Source organism: Cyclobacterium sp. 10D3-21 (assembly GCF_055809755.1).
In genome coordinates this window covers 2,956,860-2,974,459 of sequence record NZ_CM147924.1, presented here as the reverse complement: position 1 = coordinate 2,974,459, position 17,600 = coordinate 2,956,860, and the positions used below count along the sequence as shown (strand labels likewise).

General features: G+C 39.0%; 14 protein-coding genes and 1 riboswitch. Of the genes, 6 read left to right on the top strand and 8 right to left on the bottom strand.

Annotated elements, in window-relative coordinates; genetic code table 11:
• Positions 1-40: 40 nt before the first annotated feature.
• From AC0L7T_RS12015 to AC0L7T_RS11995, 5 genes are all read right to left on the bottom strand, one after another.
• The gene (locus tag AC0L7T_RS12015) at positions 41-1,228 is read right to left on the bottom strand and encodes a THUMP domain-containing class I SAM-dependent RNA methyltransferase (RefSeq protein ID WP_473342878.1); all 1,188 of its coding nucleotides are present in this window, start codon (positions 1,226-1,228) and stop codon (positions 41-43) included.
• Between the two features lie 63 nt (positions 1,229-1,291).
• Positions 1,292-2,464: an NTP transferase domain-containing protein gene (locus tag AC0L7T_RS12010; protein WP_473342877.1), complete on the bottom strand. Its 1,173-nt coding sequence runs from the start codon at positions 2,462-2,464 to the stop codon at positions 1,292-1,294.
• The gene (gene moaC / locus AC0L7T_RS12005; protein ID WP_473342876.1) at positions 2,448-2,933 is read right to left on the bottom strand and encodes a cyclic pyranopterin monophosphate synthase MoaC; all 486 of its coding nucleotides are present in this window, start codon (positions 2,931-2,933) and stop codon (positions 2,448-2,450) included. The genes AC0L7T_RS12010 and moaC overlap by 17 nt, the downstream gene beginning before the upstream one ends.
• Positions 2,934-2,947: 14 nt before the next feature.
• Complete coding sequence (locus AC0L7T_RS12000; protein ID WP_473342875.1) at positions 2,948-4,123, bottom strand: cysteine desulfurase family protein; 1,176 nt, start codon at positions 4,121-4,123, stop codon at positions 2,948-2,950.
• A complete protein-coding gene (locus tag AC0L7T_RS11995) occupies positions 4,124-5,776 on the bottom strand; it encodes a S8 family peptidase (RefSeq protein ID WP_473342874.1) in 1,653 nt (550 codons plus the stop codon).
• Positions 5,777-6,298: 522 nt separating this feature from the next.
• Positions 6,299-6,408, top strand: a riboswitch (SAM riboswitch).
• Between the two features lie 191 nt (positions 6,409-6,599).
• Here AC0L7T_RS11995 and AC0L7T_RS11990 point away from each other — a divergent pair.
• From AC0L7T_RS11990 to AC0L7T_RS11970, 5 genes are all read left to right on the top strand, one after another.
• Positions 6,600-7,904: an O-acetylhomoserine aminocarboxypropyltransferase/cysteine synthase family protein gene (locus AC0L7T_RS11990; RefSeq protein ID WP_473342873.1), complete on the top strand. Its 1,305-nt coding sequence runs from the start codon at positions 6,600-6,602 to the stop codon at positions 7,902-7,904.
• Between the two features lie 11 nt (positions 7,905-7,915).
• Positions 7,916-8,971 (top strand): homoserine O-acetyltransferase family protein, encoded by a 1,056-nt coding sequence (locus tag AC0L7T_RS11985; RefSeq protein ID WP_473342872.1) that lies wholly within the window; start codon positions 7,916-7,918, stop codon positions 8,969-8,971.
• A gap of 20 nt (positions 8,972-8,991) precedes the next feature.
• The gene (locus tag AC0L7T_RS11980; protein WP_473343367.1) at positions 8,992-9,381 is read left to right on the top strand and encodes a VOC family protein; all 390 of its coding nucleotides are present in this window, start codon (positions 8,992-8,994) and stop codon (positions 9,379-9,381) included.
• Between the two features lie 200 nt (positions 9,382-9,581).
• Positions 9,582-10,292, top strand: coding sequence for a glycerophosphodiester phosphodiesterase (locus AC0L7T_RS11975; RefSeq protein WP_473342871.1), 711 nt, complete (start codon positions 9,582-9,584; stop codon positions 10,290-10,292).
• A 3-nt stretch (positions 10,293-10,295) separates the two neighbouring features.
• On the top strand, positions 10,296-11,903 hold the full coding sequence (locus tag AC0L7T_RS11970; RefSeq protein ID WP_473342870.1) for an alkaline phosphatase family protein: 1,608 nt from the start codon (positions 10,296-10,298) through the stop codon (positions 11,901-11,903).
• Between the two features lie 14 nt (positions 11,904-11,917).
• On the opposite strand, the gene alr is transcribed toward AC0L7T_RS11970, so the two are convergent.
• Genes alr through AC0L7T_RS11955 form a run of 3 tightly spaced genes read right to left on the bottom strand, consistent with a single transcriptional unit; the run spans position 11,918 to position 16,302 of the window.
• A complete protein-coding gene (gene alr / locus AC0L7T_RS11965) occupies positions 11,918-13,075 on the bottom strand; it encodes an alanine racemase (RefSeq protein WP_473342869.1) in 1,158 nt (385 codons plus the stop codon).
• The gene (locus AC0L7T_RS11960; RefSeq protein ID WP_473342868.1) at positions 13,069-15,063 is read right to left on the bottom strand and encodes a hypothetical protein; all 1,995 of its coding nucleotides are present in this window, start codon (positions 15,061-15,063) and stop codon (positions 13,069-13,071) included. The genes alr and AC0L7T_RS11960 overlap by 7 nt, the downstream gene beginning before the upstream one ends.
• Positions 15,064-15,081: 18 nt before the next feature.
• The gene (locus tag AC0L7T_RS11955) at positions 15,082-16,302 is read right to left on the bottom strand and encodes an ATP-grasp domain-containing protein (RefSeq protein ID WP_473342867.1); all 1,221 of its coding nucleotides are present in this window, start codon (positions 16,300-16,302) and stop codon (positions 15,082-15,084) included.
• A gap of 556 nt (positions 16,303-16,858) precedes the next feature.
• On the opposite strand from AC0L7T_RS11955, the gene AC0L7T_RS11950 reads away from it, so the two are divergent.
• On the top strand, positions 16,859-17,554 hold the full coding sequence (locus AC0L7T_RS11950; protein WP_473342866.1) for a GNAT family N-acetyltransferase: 696 nt from the start codon (positions 16,859-16,861) through the stop codon (positions 17,552-17,554).
• Positions 17,555-17,600: the final 46 nt, after the last annotated feature.

Here is a 17,600-nt window from a genome sequence, read left to right as displayed (position 1 = left end):
ATTTTGAAATTGAGGTTCAATTCCCCTCCTGCATATTTAATTATATTTCTTTTGGCGTATCGTAAATGATTGTCCTGGTGCCTTTGTACAATTCAAATACCAAAAGTCTGCAATCGATCGTTCCATTGTAAAATGGAATCCTTCTTTTGGGCTTTAGGCCAATTTTCTTACCTAGGTCAAGGTTACCAGTAAAAACCAATCCAGTATAACCGGCGCAGCTCTTTTTCATAAAGTCACCAATCTCTCTATAGATTATCTCAAGTTCATCCTCCACGCCTAACCTTTCTCCATATTCAGGATTGAAAAAGATAGCACCCTTTTCTGTTTCCGGTATAGTAGCCTCTCTAAAATCACAAACTTCAAATTGAATAAAATCCTCCACCCCTGCCTCTCTGGCATTTGCTCTACTGGCATTGACGGCCCGCTCACTTATATCTGAAGCTATAATTGGGAAATCAGGTTGAGGTTTAATCTTTTGCTCCAACTTCTTCTTTAAGTCATAATATACCCCTGCGTCGTATCCATTGATATACATGATGGCATAATCGTCTCTATATAACCCAGGATACCTGTCTGTAGCCTTTAAGACTGCTTCAATGGCCACTGTTCCTGCTCCACACATTGGGTTTATAAATGGACTGTTTCCATCCCAACCGGAGGCAATTAAAGAGGCTGAAGCCAAGGATTCCATCATTGGAGCACTTCCAGGGATCTTCCTATAGCCATGTTTGATCAGGGTATCCCCTGAAGTATTGATATAGATGCTTGCTTGTTCTCCTTTCCAGAAGAACTGGAAAACTGCTTCATTAAGCTCAGAGCCTGAATCTGGCCTTATACCAAACTTATCTCTGAACCTATCTACGATGGCATCTTTAATTTTTACGTTAACAAATAAGGGATTGTCTACCGTCTCATGCTTTACATTACTGATGACAGAAAAATAACCATCTTTTAATATATAGTCTTCCCAAGGCATTGCTTTGATGATATCATAAAGACCTTGAATATGATCCAATGGGAAGGAATCGATCTCATAAAGCACATGACTGGCAGTTCTCAGGTGCATGTTCAAAAAAATACAGTCATTTAATGTGCCTTTTAAGGCTACATGCGTTCGGAAAACACCATCGATTTTGAAATCCAATGCAACAAGCTCAGCTTCTAAAAAGGGCGCATTTCTGTCATAACAGGTAATGACTATTTTTCCTTCCTTATTGAAATCTATCATGGCACAAATATACCTGAAAAAATTGGCTTGAAACGAAAATACCCTAAGGCTTCGGTTCTAAATCTATTGGTTTTTTAAAACCTTAAGCGCTGCTTCGTAGGAAGCAGGGTCGTTTACATTTTTAAACTCCTCCTTATCAGGAGCTTGTAATAGCGCTACATCTGAATTAATTAAAACTTTTCGCGGACAACTATAGCCCTGACTTAAATACCGGAATAAAACAGGATAAGCTCTGGGTTCCCATATGGTAACCAAAGGCTCTGGAAATTTACCTTCTGAATCCATAAAGCAAGTCGCCAATTTTGAAGGATTACGGTTGCTAATCAGAAAATCCAATGTTTTGTGACTTAAAAAAGGCAAGTCACATGCGACACTCAGCCAGGCCACATCTGGATTTTCCATAAAGGCAGAAATAAGCCCTCCCATAGGTCCCATTCCTATTAACTTATCCGTTATTGTCAATTGGCTAGCATCGAAACTTGAATCCTGGTCTGAGTTACATGAAAGATAGACGGCTTTGCAATGTGATGTCAACAGCTCGCTTACATGGTCTTTTTGACTTTTATCATGGTAAGTCAGGTTTGATTTATCACGGTTCATCCTACTGCTTTTGCCGCCTATTAAGACCAAACCATTAAGCAGTGGACGACTTTCTTCCATAAAATCAATTACAAAAGAGCGTATTTTATCTGTTTCGCCAATTTTTAATACAGGCAATTCCTCCCAGTTGGGGATATGGCTTTTAATACAATCTGGAATAGTTGTTTGGCCTTCTTGTAAAAGCAGTAATCTCACACGGGTAAGCTTTGCCAATTTTTTATCCATTGGCTTTTTGGGATCAATGACCAATACCTGGTCTTTGGCCTTGAAATGATTGGCATTGATCAGCACAAGCTCCTGATTGTTTAACCATTCCCTTTGCTCAAAAACAGATACCTGCTCTTGCCTTCTATCCAATCGCTTAAAAACAATCTTGTCTCTCAATTCAGCTACATCAGCGAATTGCATCAAGCTATCATTACTACCGCCACCTGCTAAGAGTTCATCCCCTTCTTTATGGTCGGCATCTACATAAGCCATCTTATAGGTGGTAGATAGATGCTGAATAATCTGGTGGGCTAACTTTTGTATTGTACTACAGGAAGTCCCCAGAAACCCCAATTCTATCCTGCCATAATCACCCAATGAAGGTTTGGCCAATTGAACATGTTTTTGGTGCTTATCTTTTGAAATCACGTTTACCTCCTGTTTTTTCTTCTAATTTCATTTCCGTAATCACGATATCATGTGAAAATCCTTTGCACATGTCATAAATGGTCAATGCAGCAACGGAAACTCCAGTCATGGCTTCCATTTCTACTCCGGTTCTACCTGTAACACGGGTAGTACAGCTGATAAGAATTTCCTCTTCTCCTGCTACTTCAATGGTTATCTTACAATCATCCATCCCTATAGGATGGCAAAGGGGTATAAGGTCGGAGGTCCTTTTGGCGCCCATGGTTCCTGCGATAATTGCCGTTTGAAAAACAGGCCCCTTCTTGGTCATCAGTTCTGAAACTGCATTGAGTGATTGCATTATTTCCTTACCTAAGATCACCCTGCAGGATGCCTTGGCAAAGCGTTGGGTAATTTGTTTCTCTCCTACATCAACCATTGCAGGATTGCCTGTTTTACTGTCCAGATGGGTAAATTCTTTTTTTGTCATTGCAATGCATTAAATTATGAAGCTGTTCGTAAATCATTTACCACTTTACTTATATAACTTATCGCAAAGTCCACATCGTTTTCGGTAGTAGACTTTCCAAGAGAAAGGCGCAAAGTAGCCATTGCCGTGGCCTTATCAAGGCCCATGGCGGTTAATACGTGGGAAGGCTTGTCTGAGATACTGCTGCAGGCAGCTCCAGAACTTACCGCTAATTCTTTATTGATTCTTATTAACAAAGGTTTTCCTAATATGCCCTTAAACGAGACATTGCAAACATGTGGCAATCGTACGGAAGACCCGTTCATCTGGCTTCCCGCTATTTTAAGTAATCCTGTTTCTAATTTATTCCTCAAGTTAAAAAGTCTTTGCGAATCTCCCAATTGATGGCTTAGGCTTATTGAAGAAGCTTTACCTAAACCCACTATTCCAGGTACATTTAAGGTTCCGCTTCTTATACCCATTTCCTGTCCTCCACCGGTTATTTGAGCTGCCAAAGCAATTTTGGGAATCCCTTTTCTCACATATAATGCACCTACCCCCTTAGGACCATACATTTTATGGGCTGATAATGTCAACATGTCCACGCCTAAATGTTTAACATTTAATGGTATCTTCCCAACAGCTTGTACCGCATCTGTAATAAAGAAAGCCCCGTGAGCCCCGGCCAATGCAGCCATTTCTTTGATAGGGTGCAAATTGCCTGTCTCATTATTGGCCATCATCGCAACCACCATTAACGTATTTGCCTTAAAGCTGGATTTTAATTGGTCCAGGGAGGTTTCTCCTTTTGCATTTACGGGAAGACAAGTGCACTCAAAACCTTGGCTAACCAAATGGTCAATTGTGTCAAGAACAGCCTTGTGTTCTGTTGCTATGGTAATCAGGTGTTTTCTTTTCCCTTTATCTGCCGAAGCAAGCCCCTTTATTGCCAGGTTAATGGCTTCAGTAGCACCACTGGTAAATAATATTTCTTTAGGTTCCGCACCGATCAATTCCGCTACCTCTTCCCTTGCGGTTTCAACCGCATTCTCAGCTATCCATCCATAAGGGTGGTGTACGCTAGAAGCATTGCCATAAGCAGCCGTAAAGTAGGGCAAAATTGCCTCTACTACCTCTGGATGGCATGGTGTTGTTGCATTGTGATCAAAATAAATGGGTAAATCCATCTCATGCGTATTCAGTTTATCCAATTATTTGGCCAATCTTTCAGCCATTTGAATGGCTTGATAAGCATTCACTATGCCTCCCGTTTGGCTCAAATCTCCAAAGCTTACCATTTCCTCTTGTCCAGGAAGATTAACTTGATCTCCTCCGACTTTATATACAGAGTTTTTCAGAATTGTTCTTACTTCCTCAGGTTTAAGTTTGGGATAATAGGCAAGCAATAAAGCTGCAACCCCTGAGACAGTTGGAGCAGCCATACTAGTGCCACTGTTGTTTTCATATTTTGAACCCGGGACAGTAGAGTAAATGTCTACCCCAGGTGCAAATAGGTCCACACCTTCTTTACTAAAATTAGAAAAAGTGGCGGCAAGGTTTTCATCCTCTCTTGGGCCAGAAGCACCAACTTCTATCCAGGCATCTGAGGTACCTCTCTTGGCAAACCATCTGTTAGGAAAATTATTTTCGGGCGTAACCTTCTTCGAGCTATTGCCTGCGGCATGGATTAAGAGTACTCCTTTTCTCTCCGCATATTTGACGGCTTTGTCAACATATTTTTTCCCTGGAGAGTAAGATTTTCCAAAACTCATATTGATAACTTTAGCGCCATTATCTACAGCATACCTGATGGAGTTTGCTATGTCTTTGTCTCTCTCATCGCCATTAGGCACAGCTCTTATGGGCATGATCAGTACATGGTCAGCTATTCCTTCTATTCCCAATTGGTTTCCACGGTTAGCTGCAATAATTCCTGCTACATGCGTACCGTGAGATGGATCAGGGCCTGTTGGATCATTGTTACCATAATCTTTATCTTTGTAATTTTCTGGGTCATCTCCCACAATATACCTGGGATCAAAATCAACATTATAGGCAAATTTGGCTTGCACTTCAAAATGTTCAACCGCTTTCCCAAGTTCTGCAAGGATGGTGTTGATACTTGCATCTTCGAGCCTAATCATCCCAAACATTTGCTTCAACATATCCACTGCTGCAGTAATTTTCTCATCATCAGAGGTAAACCCAGCCAATTCCTCTTCGCTGAAATCCGATACGTCAAATTCCTCCTTCACTAAATCCGCCATATTCGAAAACCCTTCCATCATGTTATTGTACATGTTGTAATTGGATTCCGCCTCTTTCTTGGTCTTCTCAAAGTTTTCATTGATTTTTTCCCAATAGGCGAACTCCTCTTTGTTTTTACGTTTTACATCTTCTTGGTCAATGTCCCCATATTTGGCTTTTAATCGGATATATTCTCTGGTCAATTCGTGTGAATCATTATCCACCTGAGAACCATCCTTGCCTCCAATAAAATTCCAGCCATGGACATCGTCTATATACCCATTTTTGTCATCATCTATTCCATTTCCAGCTATTTCGTCCTCATTGGTCCATATTTTCCCCTGAAGATCCTCGTGGGTAATATCTATCCCAGAATCAATCACAGCGACCACAATCATGGCTTTTGGAGATTTCCCTTGAAGTAATTTCTGGTAGGCTTTTTCTGCACCAGTCCCCATTATCCCATCATCTATGGGATCAAGTAAAAACCAATTGTCAGGCGTTTCTAGACTATCTTTAAGATATATAGTCTCTGAAAATGCGGATACAGAACCATAACCACTGAGAACAACACCCAGTAAAAAAGCATAAAAATAAGTTTTGAAATTTCTTTGCATAAAATTTGAAGTATAAATATGATTTAGTAGATTTTTTATTGCTGTTACTCGTGTTTTCTTAAATAGAAAGGTACCAAAGATTCAGTTTGAAACAAATCTCAAAAACTTTTACGGTAAGATTATCCTTTTTGTGGTTTAATTTTAAGACAGCGAAATCAAAGGGCCTGAAAACAAAAACAGAAAAAGCCTTGTTCTTATTTCTAAATGTTAAGTCAAATGGTGGAACAATGCTAGAATTTGTGGCTAAAATTTCAAAAATAAATAATAACAGATTAGGTGTCGGAATCTGATATTAACTCTTTAAATTTTAGAAAGTTAAAGAGATTTTTGATCTAAAGAATAGGTCAAGACTAACAATGTTTTTCTATTCCCTCTTAATTTTATTTGTTTCCTTGACAGTTTGTAACCTACTGATTACCTGAAAGATTGACTTTATATCATAAAAAATTACTGCCATCTATTGGAAAATTTAACAATGTAGGTTTATTTTGCATAATCCTTTTACTTTTTTAAAAGTGTCAGGATTTATATAGAAGAGGCAAGAGACAGGCTCGGTGACCCTCTGGCAACCTGGAAAATCCAAGGTGCCAATTCCTGCCAGATGAAAAAGTTTACATCTGGGAATATAAATTCAAAACTATATGGTTTTATTTTACAGCATAAAAAAGGATAAAGTTTCCAGAAATTTCTTCAATCATTTATTTTCTTTTCTAAAAGAATGGAAAAATTCTGCCTTAGATGCATTTAGTGCCAGGTAGTTTTGCACATTGTATACTTAATCAAGTTTATTAGAATTGATAACAAACCTAAAAAAACAAAGAACATGTCAAAAAATTATCGTTTCGAAACATTGCAGGTTCATGCCGGACAAGAAGTAGATCCTACAACCAATTCCAGAGCAGTACCTATTTATCAAACCAGTTCTTATGTATTTAATTCAGCTGAACATGGCGCCAATTTATTTGCCCTAAAGGAATTTGGGAATATCTATACAAGGATAATGAACCCTACCTCAGATGTCTTTGAGAAAAGGGTAGCAGCATTAGAAGGTGGCGTAGCAGCAGTGGCAACAGCCTCAGGCCAAGCAGCTCAATTCTTAGCGCTGAATAACTTCCTTAGCGTTGGTGATAATTTCGTTACTTCTCCTTTCCTTTATGGAGGCACTTACAATCAGTTTAAGGTTTCTTTCAAGAGAATAGGAATAGAAGCAAGATTTGCAAAATCTGACAAAGCTGCGGATTTGGCAGAAAAAATTGATGAAAAAACCAAAGCCATATACGTTGAGACCATTGGCAATCCGGAATTTAATGTTCCAGATTTTGAAGCCATAGCTGCGCTAGCCAAAAAGCATGATATCCCTTTAGTGGTTGACAATACTTTTGGCGCAGGAGGATATCTTTGCCAACCTATCAAACATGGCGCTAACATTGTCACCTCTTCTGCAACCAAATGGATCGGTGGCCATGGGACTTCTATAGGTGGCATTATTGTAGATGGCGGTAATTACAACTGGGGCAATGGTAAATTCCCTGAATTTTCTGAGCCATCAGAAGGCTATCATGGTATGAATTTCTGGGACACCTTTGGTTATAACAACCCTCTAGGGCTGCCTAACATTGCTTTCGCTATCAGAGCAAGAGTAGAAGGACTAAGAGATTTTGGACCGGCAATCAGCCCTTTTAATTCATTCTTACTATTGCAAGGTTTAGAAACGTTGTCCTTACGTGTACAACGTACTGTTGACAATGCTTTGGAACTGGCGAAATGGTTGGAACAACAACCTAAAGTAAAGTCTGTTAACTATCCTGGATTGACAAATAGCCCTTATTATGTAACCGCAAAAAAATATCTTCCCAATGGATTTGGCGGGGTGTTAAGTTTTGAAATTGAAGGAGAAAAAGAGACTGCTTCAAACTTTATTAACAATCTGGAATTAATTTCTCATTTGGCCAATGTTGGAGATGCAAAAACTTTGATCATTCAACCTTCAGCCACCACCCATCAGCAGCTTTCTGACGAAGCCCAGTTAGCAGCAGGTGTAACACCAACCATGTTAAGGATTTCTTTGGGTATAGAACACATTGAGGATGTGAAAGCCGACCTTATTGCTGCTTTTGACAAAGTATAAAACCAATTAAAATGAACCTTCAATCGCCGCATTTGACTATTGAAATGACTCAAGAAATCTTCTATTGCCAGGAAGCATTACTTTTGGAATCCGGAGAATCTTTTCCGGAATTCCAATTGAATTTCACTACCCAAGGCCAGTTAAATACCAATAAAGACAATGTGATTTGGGTATTGCATGCTTTAACAGGAGATGCCAATCCACAGGAATGGTGGTCTGGATTAATTGGGGAGGACAAATTTTTTGACCCCTCCAAATATTTCATTGTTTGTGCCAATTTCCTTGGTTCCTGCTATGGCTCAACCCAACCGTTGAGCAATGACCCAAAGCAGGGAAAGCCATATTATTATGACTTCCCTAATTTAACTACAAGGGACATTGCGGCAGCGTTGGATAAATTGAGAATTCACCTGGGATTAGATAAAATCAATACGGTTATTGGAGGTTCTTTAGGTGGGCAGGTAGCATTGGAGTGGGCAGTTACGCTGGGAAAAAACCTGGAAAATGCCATTATTGTTGCCTCCAATGCAAAAGCCTCCCCCTGGATCATTGGTTTTAATGAAACCCAGAGAATGGCGATTGAATCCGACAGTACCTGGGGCAAATTAAATCCTGAAGCAGGTAAAAAGGGTTTGGAAACGGCTAGAGCCATTGGCATGCTTAGTTATAGACATCCCTTGACATTTCTACAGAGCCAAGGTGAAACGGAGGAAAAAAGAGATGGCTTTAAGATTAGCAGCTACCTAAGGTATCAAGGACTAAAATTGGCCAATAGGTTCAATGCACTTTCTTACTGGACCTTGTCTAAAGCTATGGATAGTCACGATATAGGCAGGTCAAGAGGAGGAACAACTGTAGCACTATCAAAAATAAAATGTAAGGTTCTCTCAATTGGAGTGGATACCGACATTTTGTTTACAAGTGAAGAGTCCAGGTACATTAGCAAGCATGTTCCCAAGGGCACATACAGGGAAATAAATTCAATTTATGGACATGATGCCTTCCTAATAGAATACGAGCAATTGCAATATTTTTTAAAATCCTTTTATTTGGAAAATAACGGTTAAGAAAAAAATCAGCATTCATGATTCCATACACTAAGATAAAGGAAACTTGTTTGTACATCGATGACCTGGATTTAGCTGAAGAATTCTATCATCAGGTATTAGAAATGCCCCTAATTTCCAAGGTGGAAGGAAGACATGTTTTTTTCAGATGTGGAGAAAGTGTTTTGCTTTGTTTTCTTCCAGAAGTGACAAAAAACGAAACCAATTTACCTCCCCATTATGCCTATGGAAAACAGCACCTGGCCTTTGAGGTAAAAGCGGAAGATTACCTGGAGATTAGGAAGAAATTAAGTAAGAAAGAAATTGAAGTCACCCACACGCAAGACTGGGGAAATGGCTTAAGCAGTTTTTATTTTGAGGATCCATTTGGTCATGTACTTGAAATTGTACCTCAGGGGATTTGGGAATAATTTTATTTCATTTTTTAGGCTTTATAAAGTTATCTAGCCTGCTTGCTATATTATTTTAACAATAATTTTTCAACTATGAGTTGTGGATTGTGATTTCTTTTAGAATATTGCAAGAAAACCAACCATCAAGTTAAATGTCTTATCAATTTATTTTTACATTAGGATTGTGTGCATGTCTTTTATCCTGCACTGCCCAAAATATGGAATTTCACAAAAACAAAGTAATCGCCCATAGAGGGGCCTGGAAAGCAAGTCCGCACCCTCAGAATTCATTAGCTTCCTTACAGGCCGCAATTGACCTTGGCTGTGAAGGATCAGAATTTGATGTCTGGATGACTGCAGATGGAGTCCTTGTAGCCAACCATGACGCTGACCATGAAGAAATGGTGGTTGAAGAATCTACTTATGCCCAACTGTTAGAAAAGCCATTGCCCAATGGTGAAAAAATCCCTACTGTAGAGGAATACCTCAAACATGGCATGAAGCAAAGCAAAACAAAGCTTATTTTCGAAATCAAGCCTTCAGGAGTATCTAAAGCAAAAGGAATTGAACTTGCAGAAAAGTCTGTAGCCATCGTAAAGGAATTAGGAGCAGAAAAGTGGGTTGACTACATCACTTTCGATTATGACATTGGCTTGAAAGTAATTGAATTGGATCCAAATGCCAATGTAGCTTACCTTACCGGAGATAAAACACCGCAAGAATTAAAAGACAATGGCTTTTTTGGTTTTGATTATAACATCAAAAAAGTAAAAGAAAACCCACATTGGATTAAGGAAGCACAAGACCTGAACATGACTGTGAATGTCTGGACTGTTAATAAAGAAGAGGACATGCAATGGCTATTGGATCAAAATGTGGATTTTATCACTACCGACGAACCTGAAAAGTTATTTTCACTAATTAAATAAAAAATGAAATTTAAGGGAATTTCCTGTAGTACTGTATTTATGCTTGCATTGGTGTTGTTCATCAGCGTTTCCTGCAATGAATCATCTACATCTGATCGGAAAGTAAAGCATACCATTCTGATTGGTCTTGATGCTTTTGGAGCCAGAGGATTCCAAAAAGCATCTACTCCCTATATGAATAAAATGATCGCAAATGGGGCAATTGCTCCATTTGCTCGTTGTTTGTTACCTACGAATAGCTCCCCAAATTGGACCGCAATGTTAACAGGGGTTGGGCCTCTGCAGCATGGAGTCTATGACAACGATTGGGAAAGGGACAAAGTAAAATGGCCTCCTGTAATTGCTACAGAAAAAGGTGTTTATCCAAGCATTATTAATTGGATAAAAAATCAAATACCTTCTTCAAAAATCCATTTTTTCTATGAATGGGAAGGGTTGGCTAGATTATTCGATTTAGACGAGGTAGACAAAATCTACCGAGGAAAAAATGCCGATGTTATCTTTGAAAAAGCAGTAGATGCATTTTTTGAAGATCAGCCAGACTTTCTATTCCTCAATATTGATGAAATTGATCATCAAGGACACTCCGAAGGACATGATTCTGAGGAATACTTTGGTGCAATTGCTCATTTCGACAGTTTAATTGGGGATTTTGTCCAACGACTGGAAGTTGCTGGTTTAATGGACGAAACCTTGATAATGATTACTGGGGATCACGGTGGGATTAATAAAGGCCACGGCGGCACTTCATTGAATGAGATTGAGATCCCAATAATAATGTATGGGGCCGGCGTTAAAAAGGGATTAATCATCAATAAACCTTGCTATATCTACGATGTTCCAGTCACCCTTGCTTATGCCTTGGGAATAACACCTCCTGCTGCAGGTATTGGACGACCCATATTGGAAGCTTTTGACCCCAATAGTGCATCTGCACCTTATGTAACTATGCCTTTAATTTCTCCTACACAGGGCTTTTTCATATCTTCACCTTTAACGGTTGAAATTAAAGTGGACGATGTGGATGCCGAAATATTTTATTCTTTAGATGGGTCGGTTCCTTCAAAAGACGAAGGAAAAGTTTATAAAGGACCTATTCTACTTGAAAAAAGCACTTTGCTCACAAGCGTTTCTTATAAAAATGGAACCTACAGTCGCCCAGAGATCAACCAATACCGTATTGGAAATGGAGGGAAAGGAAAAATTTCATGGGATTACTATGAAGGTGAATTTTCACAATTACCTGATTTTAATGGTCTTAGCATTGTAAAATCAGGAACTAGTAATGAATTTAGCCTTAAAGAAATACCGCATCGTCCAGACCATTTTGCAATAAAATTTAAGTGTACGCTACAAATACCAGAAAGTGGTGACTATACTTTTTTCTCTCAGTCAGATGATGGAAGCAAAATATTGGTGAATGGGGAAGTTATTGTAGACAATGACGGCTCTCATTCCAGCCAGTTAAAGAAAAACAAAATAAACCTATCGAAAGGAAATCATCCAATTGAAGTTTGGTATTTTGAAGATTCCGCAGGTCAAGAGCTTGAAGTTTATATTGACGGTCCTGGGCTACCCAAACAAATAATTACTGATATATTTATCAAGTAGAAACTGTATCTGAATTATTTTAATACTGATCTGGGAATCGCTGCTGGCAAACGGCTAAGCATTTCATTGTTCAGCAACTGTGTCGCATTGGTAAAACTGGACACATTGATTACGTTATTTTTTTGTCTACCGATCAATACCACCTCATCGCCAACCTTCGCTTCTCGAATATGTGTGATGTCCACCATAAACAAATTCATATTTATTAACCCTACAATGGGCGCTTTTTTTCCATGAATCAATACTTGACCTCTATTTGACAGTGCTCTCGGGTAACCATTAGAATAACCTAAAGGAATAACAGCAATCTGCATCTCCTGGGTTGCCTGAAATGCCGTTCCATAACCTATAAACTCTCCCTGATCTACTGTCCGGATATCCATTATGTCTGTTTTCCAGGTGAAAATCCGTTTCATGGTAGCATCTGACTTTTTGTTGGTTTGGTGCAAATGAGCATAATAAATATCTGGACTAGGCCAAAAACCGTATTGGGCCACGCCTATCCTGACCATGTCATAAACGGTATCCTCCATGGCCAAAGCAGCTGCAGAACAAGCAATATGTCTGATTTCAGGTAAGAACTTTCTCTCTTTACAAATTTTTAAAAAGGCTTTGTACTTTTTGTGTTGTTGGTCGATTTTAAATTGGTTTGAGATGCTCTCTGCACCGCCAAAATGGGTACACAGACCTTCAAATATAAGATAGTCCTGATGTTGCTTTAGATATGTGAGGGCCTTGGGAAATTCTTTGGCGTGCATGCCAGTTCTGTTGGCTCCAGTCTCTACTTCCAGGTGAACCTTGGCTTTTTTATCCACCTGCTTTGCAGCTTCCAAAACCTTAGAAAGGCGATTAAAATTATAAACGAAAAATGCAATGCCATTGGAAATGGCCCAGCCCAGGTCTTCTTCGTAGATTATTCCCATGATCAGAATATGGCTGTCTGGTTTACAAACGCTCAATACCTGTTCTGCTTCAAATGAAGAAGCCACACAAAAATGATTGACACCACATTTTTCTGCCATGGGAACAAACACCTCAATGCCGTGGCCATAGGCATTCGCCTTGACCACGGATGAGAGAATGGGTTTTTCACCAATCTTTTTCCTAATAAAATTGATATTGCCCTTATAGGCCACTTGATTTAATTCAATTCTAGAAGAATGCTTTACCATTGTTTTTTAAATTCTAACCAGATATAAGATTTTCCCCAACTATCCTTGGCCAGTTCCATTACTGTATCCACTTCACTTTGGGGAATTTTATCCATTTTAGATGCTGCGTCCAAATTATTGTAATGAAAAGCATAGATTCTGGCCGCAAATTGGTGAATGGGAAGGGATGATTCACCATGGATTTCCCCATTGCCGTAAACGGAAGGGGTAATTCCCTGCCCCCAATTCTGTCTTCCTTCATTATTAGGATTCAGAAAATAGGCCCTTACTTCACCTTTTGGATCCTTTTCCACGCGAAGTAAAGATATGGCGTGAAAACCTAACATCTCCCCTTTCGCAGAGGTAATAAAAATTCCAACAGGGTTGGGATATACCAATCGATGTCCTCCATTGTATTCAGGATGACACATGCCATAAAACACTCTAAGGAAGCCATCAAAATCCACAATGGCATTTGATAGATAATCATATGCAGAGGCAAAGCCAATCTGGATCCATTGACCATATAAACCTGGATTCACCCATTTATGCGGATCTTCTCCTCTACCTGACGCTCTACGCATCATTTCGTTGTAGATTTTATCAAGCATTGGCACCAATGTCACAGACACTGCATCTAGCTGGTGATCCAGTTTCTGGACCAAACCCAAAGCAGATTCCGAATATTTGATTTCACTACCTTCAAAGCGGAAACTTAAATCGTCATGAACGGCCGCAGAATGAACCATGTGGATCAACTTGGCCGGAGCATGTTGACTCCACATACTTATCCCTCTTGCACTCTGGCAAGTAGGATTGTTCCCCTGCCCTACCCCTAAAGGTTGTCCCAGGATCCTTAGCAATGCACCTATTAGGTACTGTTTAGGGCTGACAACACCGGCTGAACTCCCTACTGATTTAATGATTCTTTCCTCCACTTCAGGATGAAGTGAAATGGTAAGCAGGTTGTGCAAACCGGCTCTTACTGCCGTTCTGGATAGCACCCCGTTTTCTAAGGTCTTAGACAATCCATAAATACACTGCGCATTATAGGGATGAATTACATCAGCTATTATTGAGCAAACGAATTCCTGGTGCTCGTTAAACCTAACCACACCAGACTCATCAAGCCCTAAACATTTGGCAACCAGTTCATATTTTTTCTCCTTCACCAAAAACAGCAAAAGGGTGGCATGGTAGGTACTGACCAACCCATAGGACAACATGCTTTCACTAATTTGTTCTGCTTCAGTCTTAAGTTGACTTTCCTTGAGACCACTTAAATAAGCTTCATATTCATCAAAGGTTTTATCTATAGTGCCTGAAGTAGGCCTATAAATAGAACGCTGAAAGGCTAGTAAAGCACTGTCTGCTGGATCATTGGGGTCAAGCTCAATTTTTTCTTTTACCAAAGCGATAATCCGCCGCTGTTTTTCAGTCACGACTGGTCTTTGCTCACAAATAAGTTCAAGCTCTTCAACCAGCGCAGCTTTAACCTTAGACAACTGAATCTGATCTGAAACAAAGCCAAACAAGGAATGCACCTTTTTTAACTCATGTTCACTCATCAAAAGTCTGGTTTCTTCCTGCGGCTCATTAAAAACAAACTCCAGGTTTAGAACAAGGGCTTCTTGCAGGTAACTTTCGGCTTCTTCCTTCATACTCTCCGAAGCCTCTATCTTACCTCGTGCCAATGCCAACATCCTTAGCTCACTTAACAATTCATAAGTTGAATTGGGGTGGCCGCTCTTGTAGGTTCCATTTACCAATAACGGAACCAATCTTGAGGGATTTTCCCAGGGAGTACCTTTAAATATTCCCGCCTGATCTAAGGCGGGAATGCGCTCGTAAATTTGTTGAATACCTTCTATGGTGTCGCACCATGCATCCAATTGTCCTAATATTTTTTGTGCTTTTTCCCCTCTTGTCAGCACAGTGGCTGATTTATAGCTCTCAAATAACTCTTCAAAAGATTCTAAATTACTTATTGAGATCACTCCTTCTTGCATATTAATTATTAAGATTCATTAATGATAAAAATCTACATTCTCATAATGTAGCAACAATTCTGTCATTCGATCAGGATCATCTCCTTTGAAATTAACGGTACCAAAATGATTACCGAAACCCTCTCTTGAGTTGACCTTTTGATTGGTTAATGGAGGTATCAAATTATGGTCCAGAAAATAAGACTCTTCTTTGAGTTCTTCCGGAATGATTAATTTTGATATTAAATTTTTATGAGGGTAAATCATTACGTTCCCATAAAAAGTACTCGGTCTTGCATCCAATGGGGGTAGCAACTCATTGAGTTCCTCTTCTGAGAGCTCTGGGTCATGACAACAAACAAAAGCAGCAAGGGCATCAAAACCGTAGGCTTGACCGCAAAGTTCCAATATATGTCCTCCAGGAATTCTACATGCCACTTCACCGAAACTCAGCTCATCGTCTTCTGTGAGAAACCATTCAGGGTGAATCATACCATATTGTATACCAAAGAGATCAACTAGTTTCTGCATCTCTTTCAAAATCCTATCCCTTTTGGTATGAAGGTAATTTCCTTCGGGAATAAAATTAGAATAACCCAACTTTACGTATTCTGTGATGTTCATAAAACGGATTTTACCGCCGTGGATAAATGCCTCACATGAAAACTCTTTTCCAGACAGGTGACTTTCTGCAAGACAGGGAAAATCTTCTACTTCGCATTTTTCTTCCACGTCTTGTTTTGATCGTAAAAGCCGATGCCCTACTGTTCCTGCTGAAGCAAATGGTTTGATATGTACCCAACTATCTTCTTCTCCATCTACTTGCAGGTTGGCTTGGTTCAGTCGGTTCATGAAATTTAGCACTCCCTCTTTGCTATGAACTTCTTCAAAAAGCCCAACTCTCAATCCTCCTATAAGCGCTTTCCTTTTCATCATGGCTTTGTTTCTAAATAGGAAAGCTCGATTCAATACTTTAGGATCATCTCTATACAAGGAGTTCAAAGCCCCTGCCCATTCTACTGTTTCTTCAAACAAAGGCACAGCTACATCCACACCATAAGCATCTAATTTGTCTTTCAAATCCAAAGAATTCGAAGCATCACTCCACTCATCAAACTGGTAGGACACAAAAGGAATGTTATTTTCTTTCGCGTAACTTTCAAAATCAGGGAAAGAAACAACAACGAAAGGTTTATTGAGTTTTTGCATACTTTCTATAACAGGTAAACTCCAACCCATTAGTGCAAAACATTTTGCCATTTTCTAAATATTTTTGGTTACAGCACTATAGACAACAAAAAATAGGCTAAAGTCAATTTATAATTAAAAATAAAAAAAATCTCCTATTATATTTAATTAATATCTTCATATAATGAAGTTTTATTAGAAAAAGTCAATTCAAAAACAAATAGTATGGGTTTTAAGAAAAGGAAATAATAAGGGAAAGTAAACGCTACAATAGGCATTATTTTTGATAATTGGCTTTGAATGACATTTGCATCGCATTATATCCCTATTAAATTTGTATTTTTGAGGAAATAAATAAATATTTGCAAGGTTTAGCATGAAAAAAGAAGTAAACATATCATATAAATATTATCTGGCCCAAAATAACCTTTTTGGGTATCCGATATTTGGCCCTATCAAAACCTACAGGACCTTATTTAGGGCATAGTCCCTACACTCTTTTAATATATCCTATGTGGATATTTCTATTTCCAAAAGCATTTCAATCATTCATTTCAACCAATTTTCTTAAGGCTGTCCGTCAATAGCGATTTGATGGGAGATGACGGTAAGCCAAAAAAATGCTACAATGTTTAATCAAAAATTTATTATTAAACCTGCAGGAGAAGAGCATTGTCAATATGCAGAGACCATTACAAATGAAATGGAACAGTCTGCTCAGGCAAGAGGAACAGGTATAGCAAAGCGATCCCCAGAATACATAAAAACAAAAATGCGGGAAGGCAAAGCCGTAATTGCGCTTACTAAGACGGGAGATTGGGCCGGTTTCTGTTATATTGAAGCTTGGGGCCATGGAAAATTTGTGGCCAATTCAGGATTGATCGTATCCCCTAATTTCAGAAAATTCGGGCTAGCCAGGGAAATTAAGAAGGAAGTTTTCAGGCTTAGCCGAAAAAAATATCCGGATTCTAAAATCTTTGGTTTGACTACTGGAGCTGCAGTAATGAAAATCAACTCAGAGCTTGGCTATTATCCAGTTAGTTATTCTGACCTTACTACTGATGAAGACTTCTGGAAAGGATGCCAAAGCTGTGTCAATTACCCCATACTCATGAGCAAAAACAGGTCAAATTGCTTGTGTACAGCCATGCTTTACGAACCAAAAAACGTGAAAAAGGCAGAGCAAAAGAAATTAGCCTCTGAGTTCAAAAAGAATCTTAGTCTTTTTGAGCGATTGGTCAATATTAAACGGGCCATGTTTCTTAATCTCGCAAAAGGAAAAGAAGCACTAGTAAAAGTTAAAGATAAAGTAAACCAATCCTAATAACATATATGTTGCTTTAGAGTAGCACTTAAATAAAAGGTATTAA

Coding starts and splice junctions, on each gene's coding strand:
- AC0L7T_RS11975 (WP_473342871.1), top strand. CDS start 9,582: ATGGAATTTCACAAAAACAAAGTAATCGCCCATAGAGGGGCCTGGAAA.
- AC0L7T_RS11995 (WP_473342874.1), bottom strand. CDS start 5,776: ATGCAAAGAAATTTCAAAACTTATTTTTATGCTTTTTTACTGGGTGTT.
- AC0L7T_RS11955 (WP_473342867.1), bottom strand. CDS start 16,302: ATGGCAAAATGTTTTGCACTAATGGGTTGGAGTTTACCTGTTATAGAA.
- AC0L7T_RS11960 (WP_473342868.1), bottom strand. CDS start 15,063: ATGCAAGAAGGAGTGATCTCAATAAGTAATTTAGAATCTTTTGAAGAG.
- alr (WP_473342869.1), bottom strand. CDS start 13,075: ATGGTAAAGCATTCTTCTAGAATTGAATTAAATCAAGTGGCCTATAAG.
- AC0L7T_RS12015 (WP_473342878.1), bottom strand. CDS start 1,228: ATGATAGATTTCAATAAGGAAGGAAAAATAGTCATTACCTGTTATGAC.
- moaC (WP_473342876.1), bottom strand. CDS start 2,933: ATGACAAAAAAAGAATTTACCCATCTGGACAGTAAAACAGGCAATCCT.
- AC0L7T_RS11990 (WP_473342873.1), top strand. CDS start 6,600: ATGTCAAAAAATTATCGTTTCGAAACATTGCAGGTTCATGCCGGACAA.
- AC0L7T_RS11985 (WP_473342872.1), top strand. CDS start 7,916: ATGAACCTTCAATCGCCGCATTTGACTATTGAAATGACTCAAGAAATC.
- AC0L7T_RS11970 (WP_473342870.1), top strand. CDS start 10,296: ATGAAATTTAAGGGAATTTCCTGTAGTACTGTATTTATGCTTGCATTG.
- AC0L7T_RS11950 (WP_473342866.1), top strand. CDS start 16,859: ATGTTTAATCAAAAATTTATTATTAAACCTGCAGGAGAAGAGCATTGT.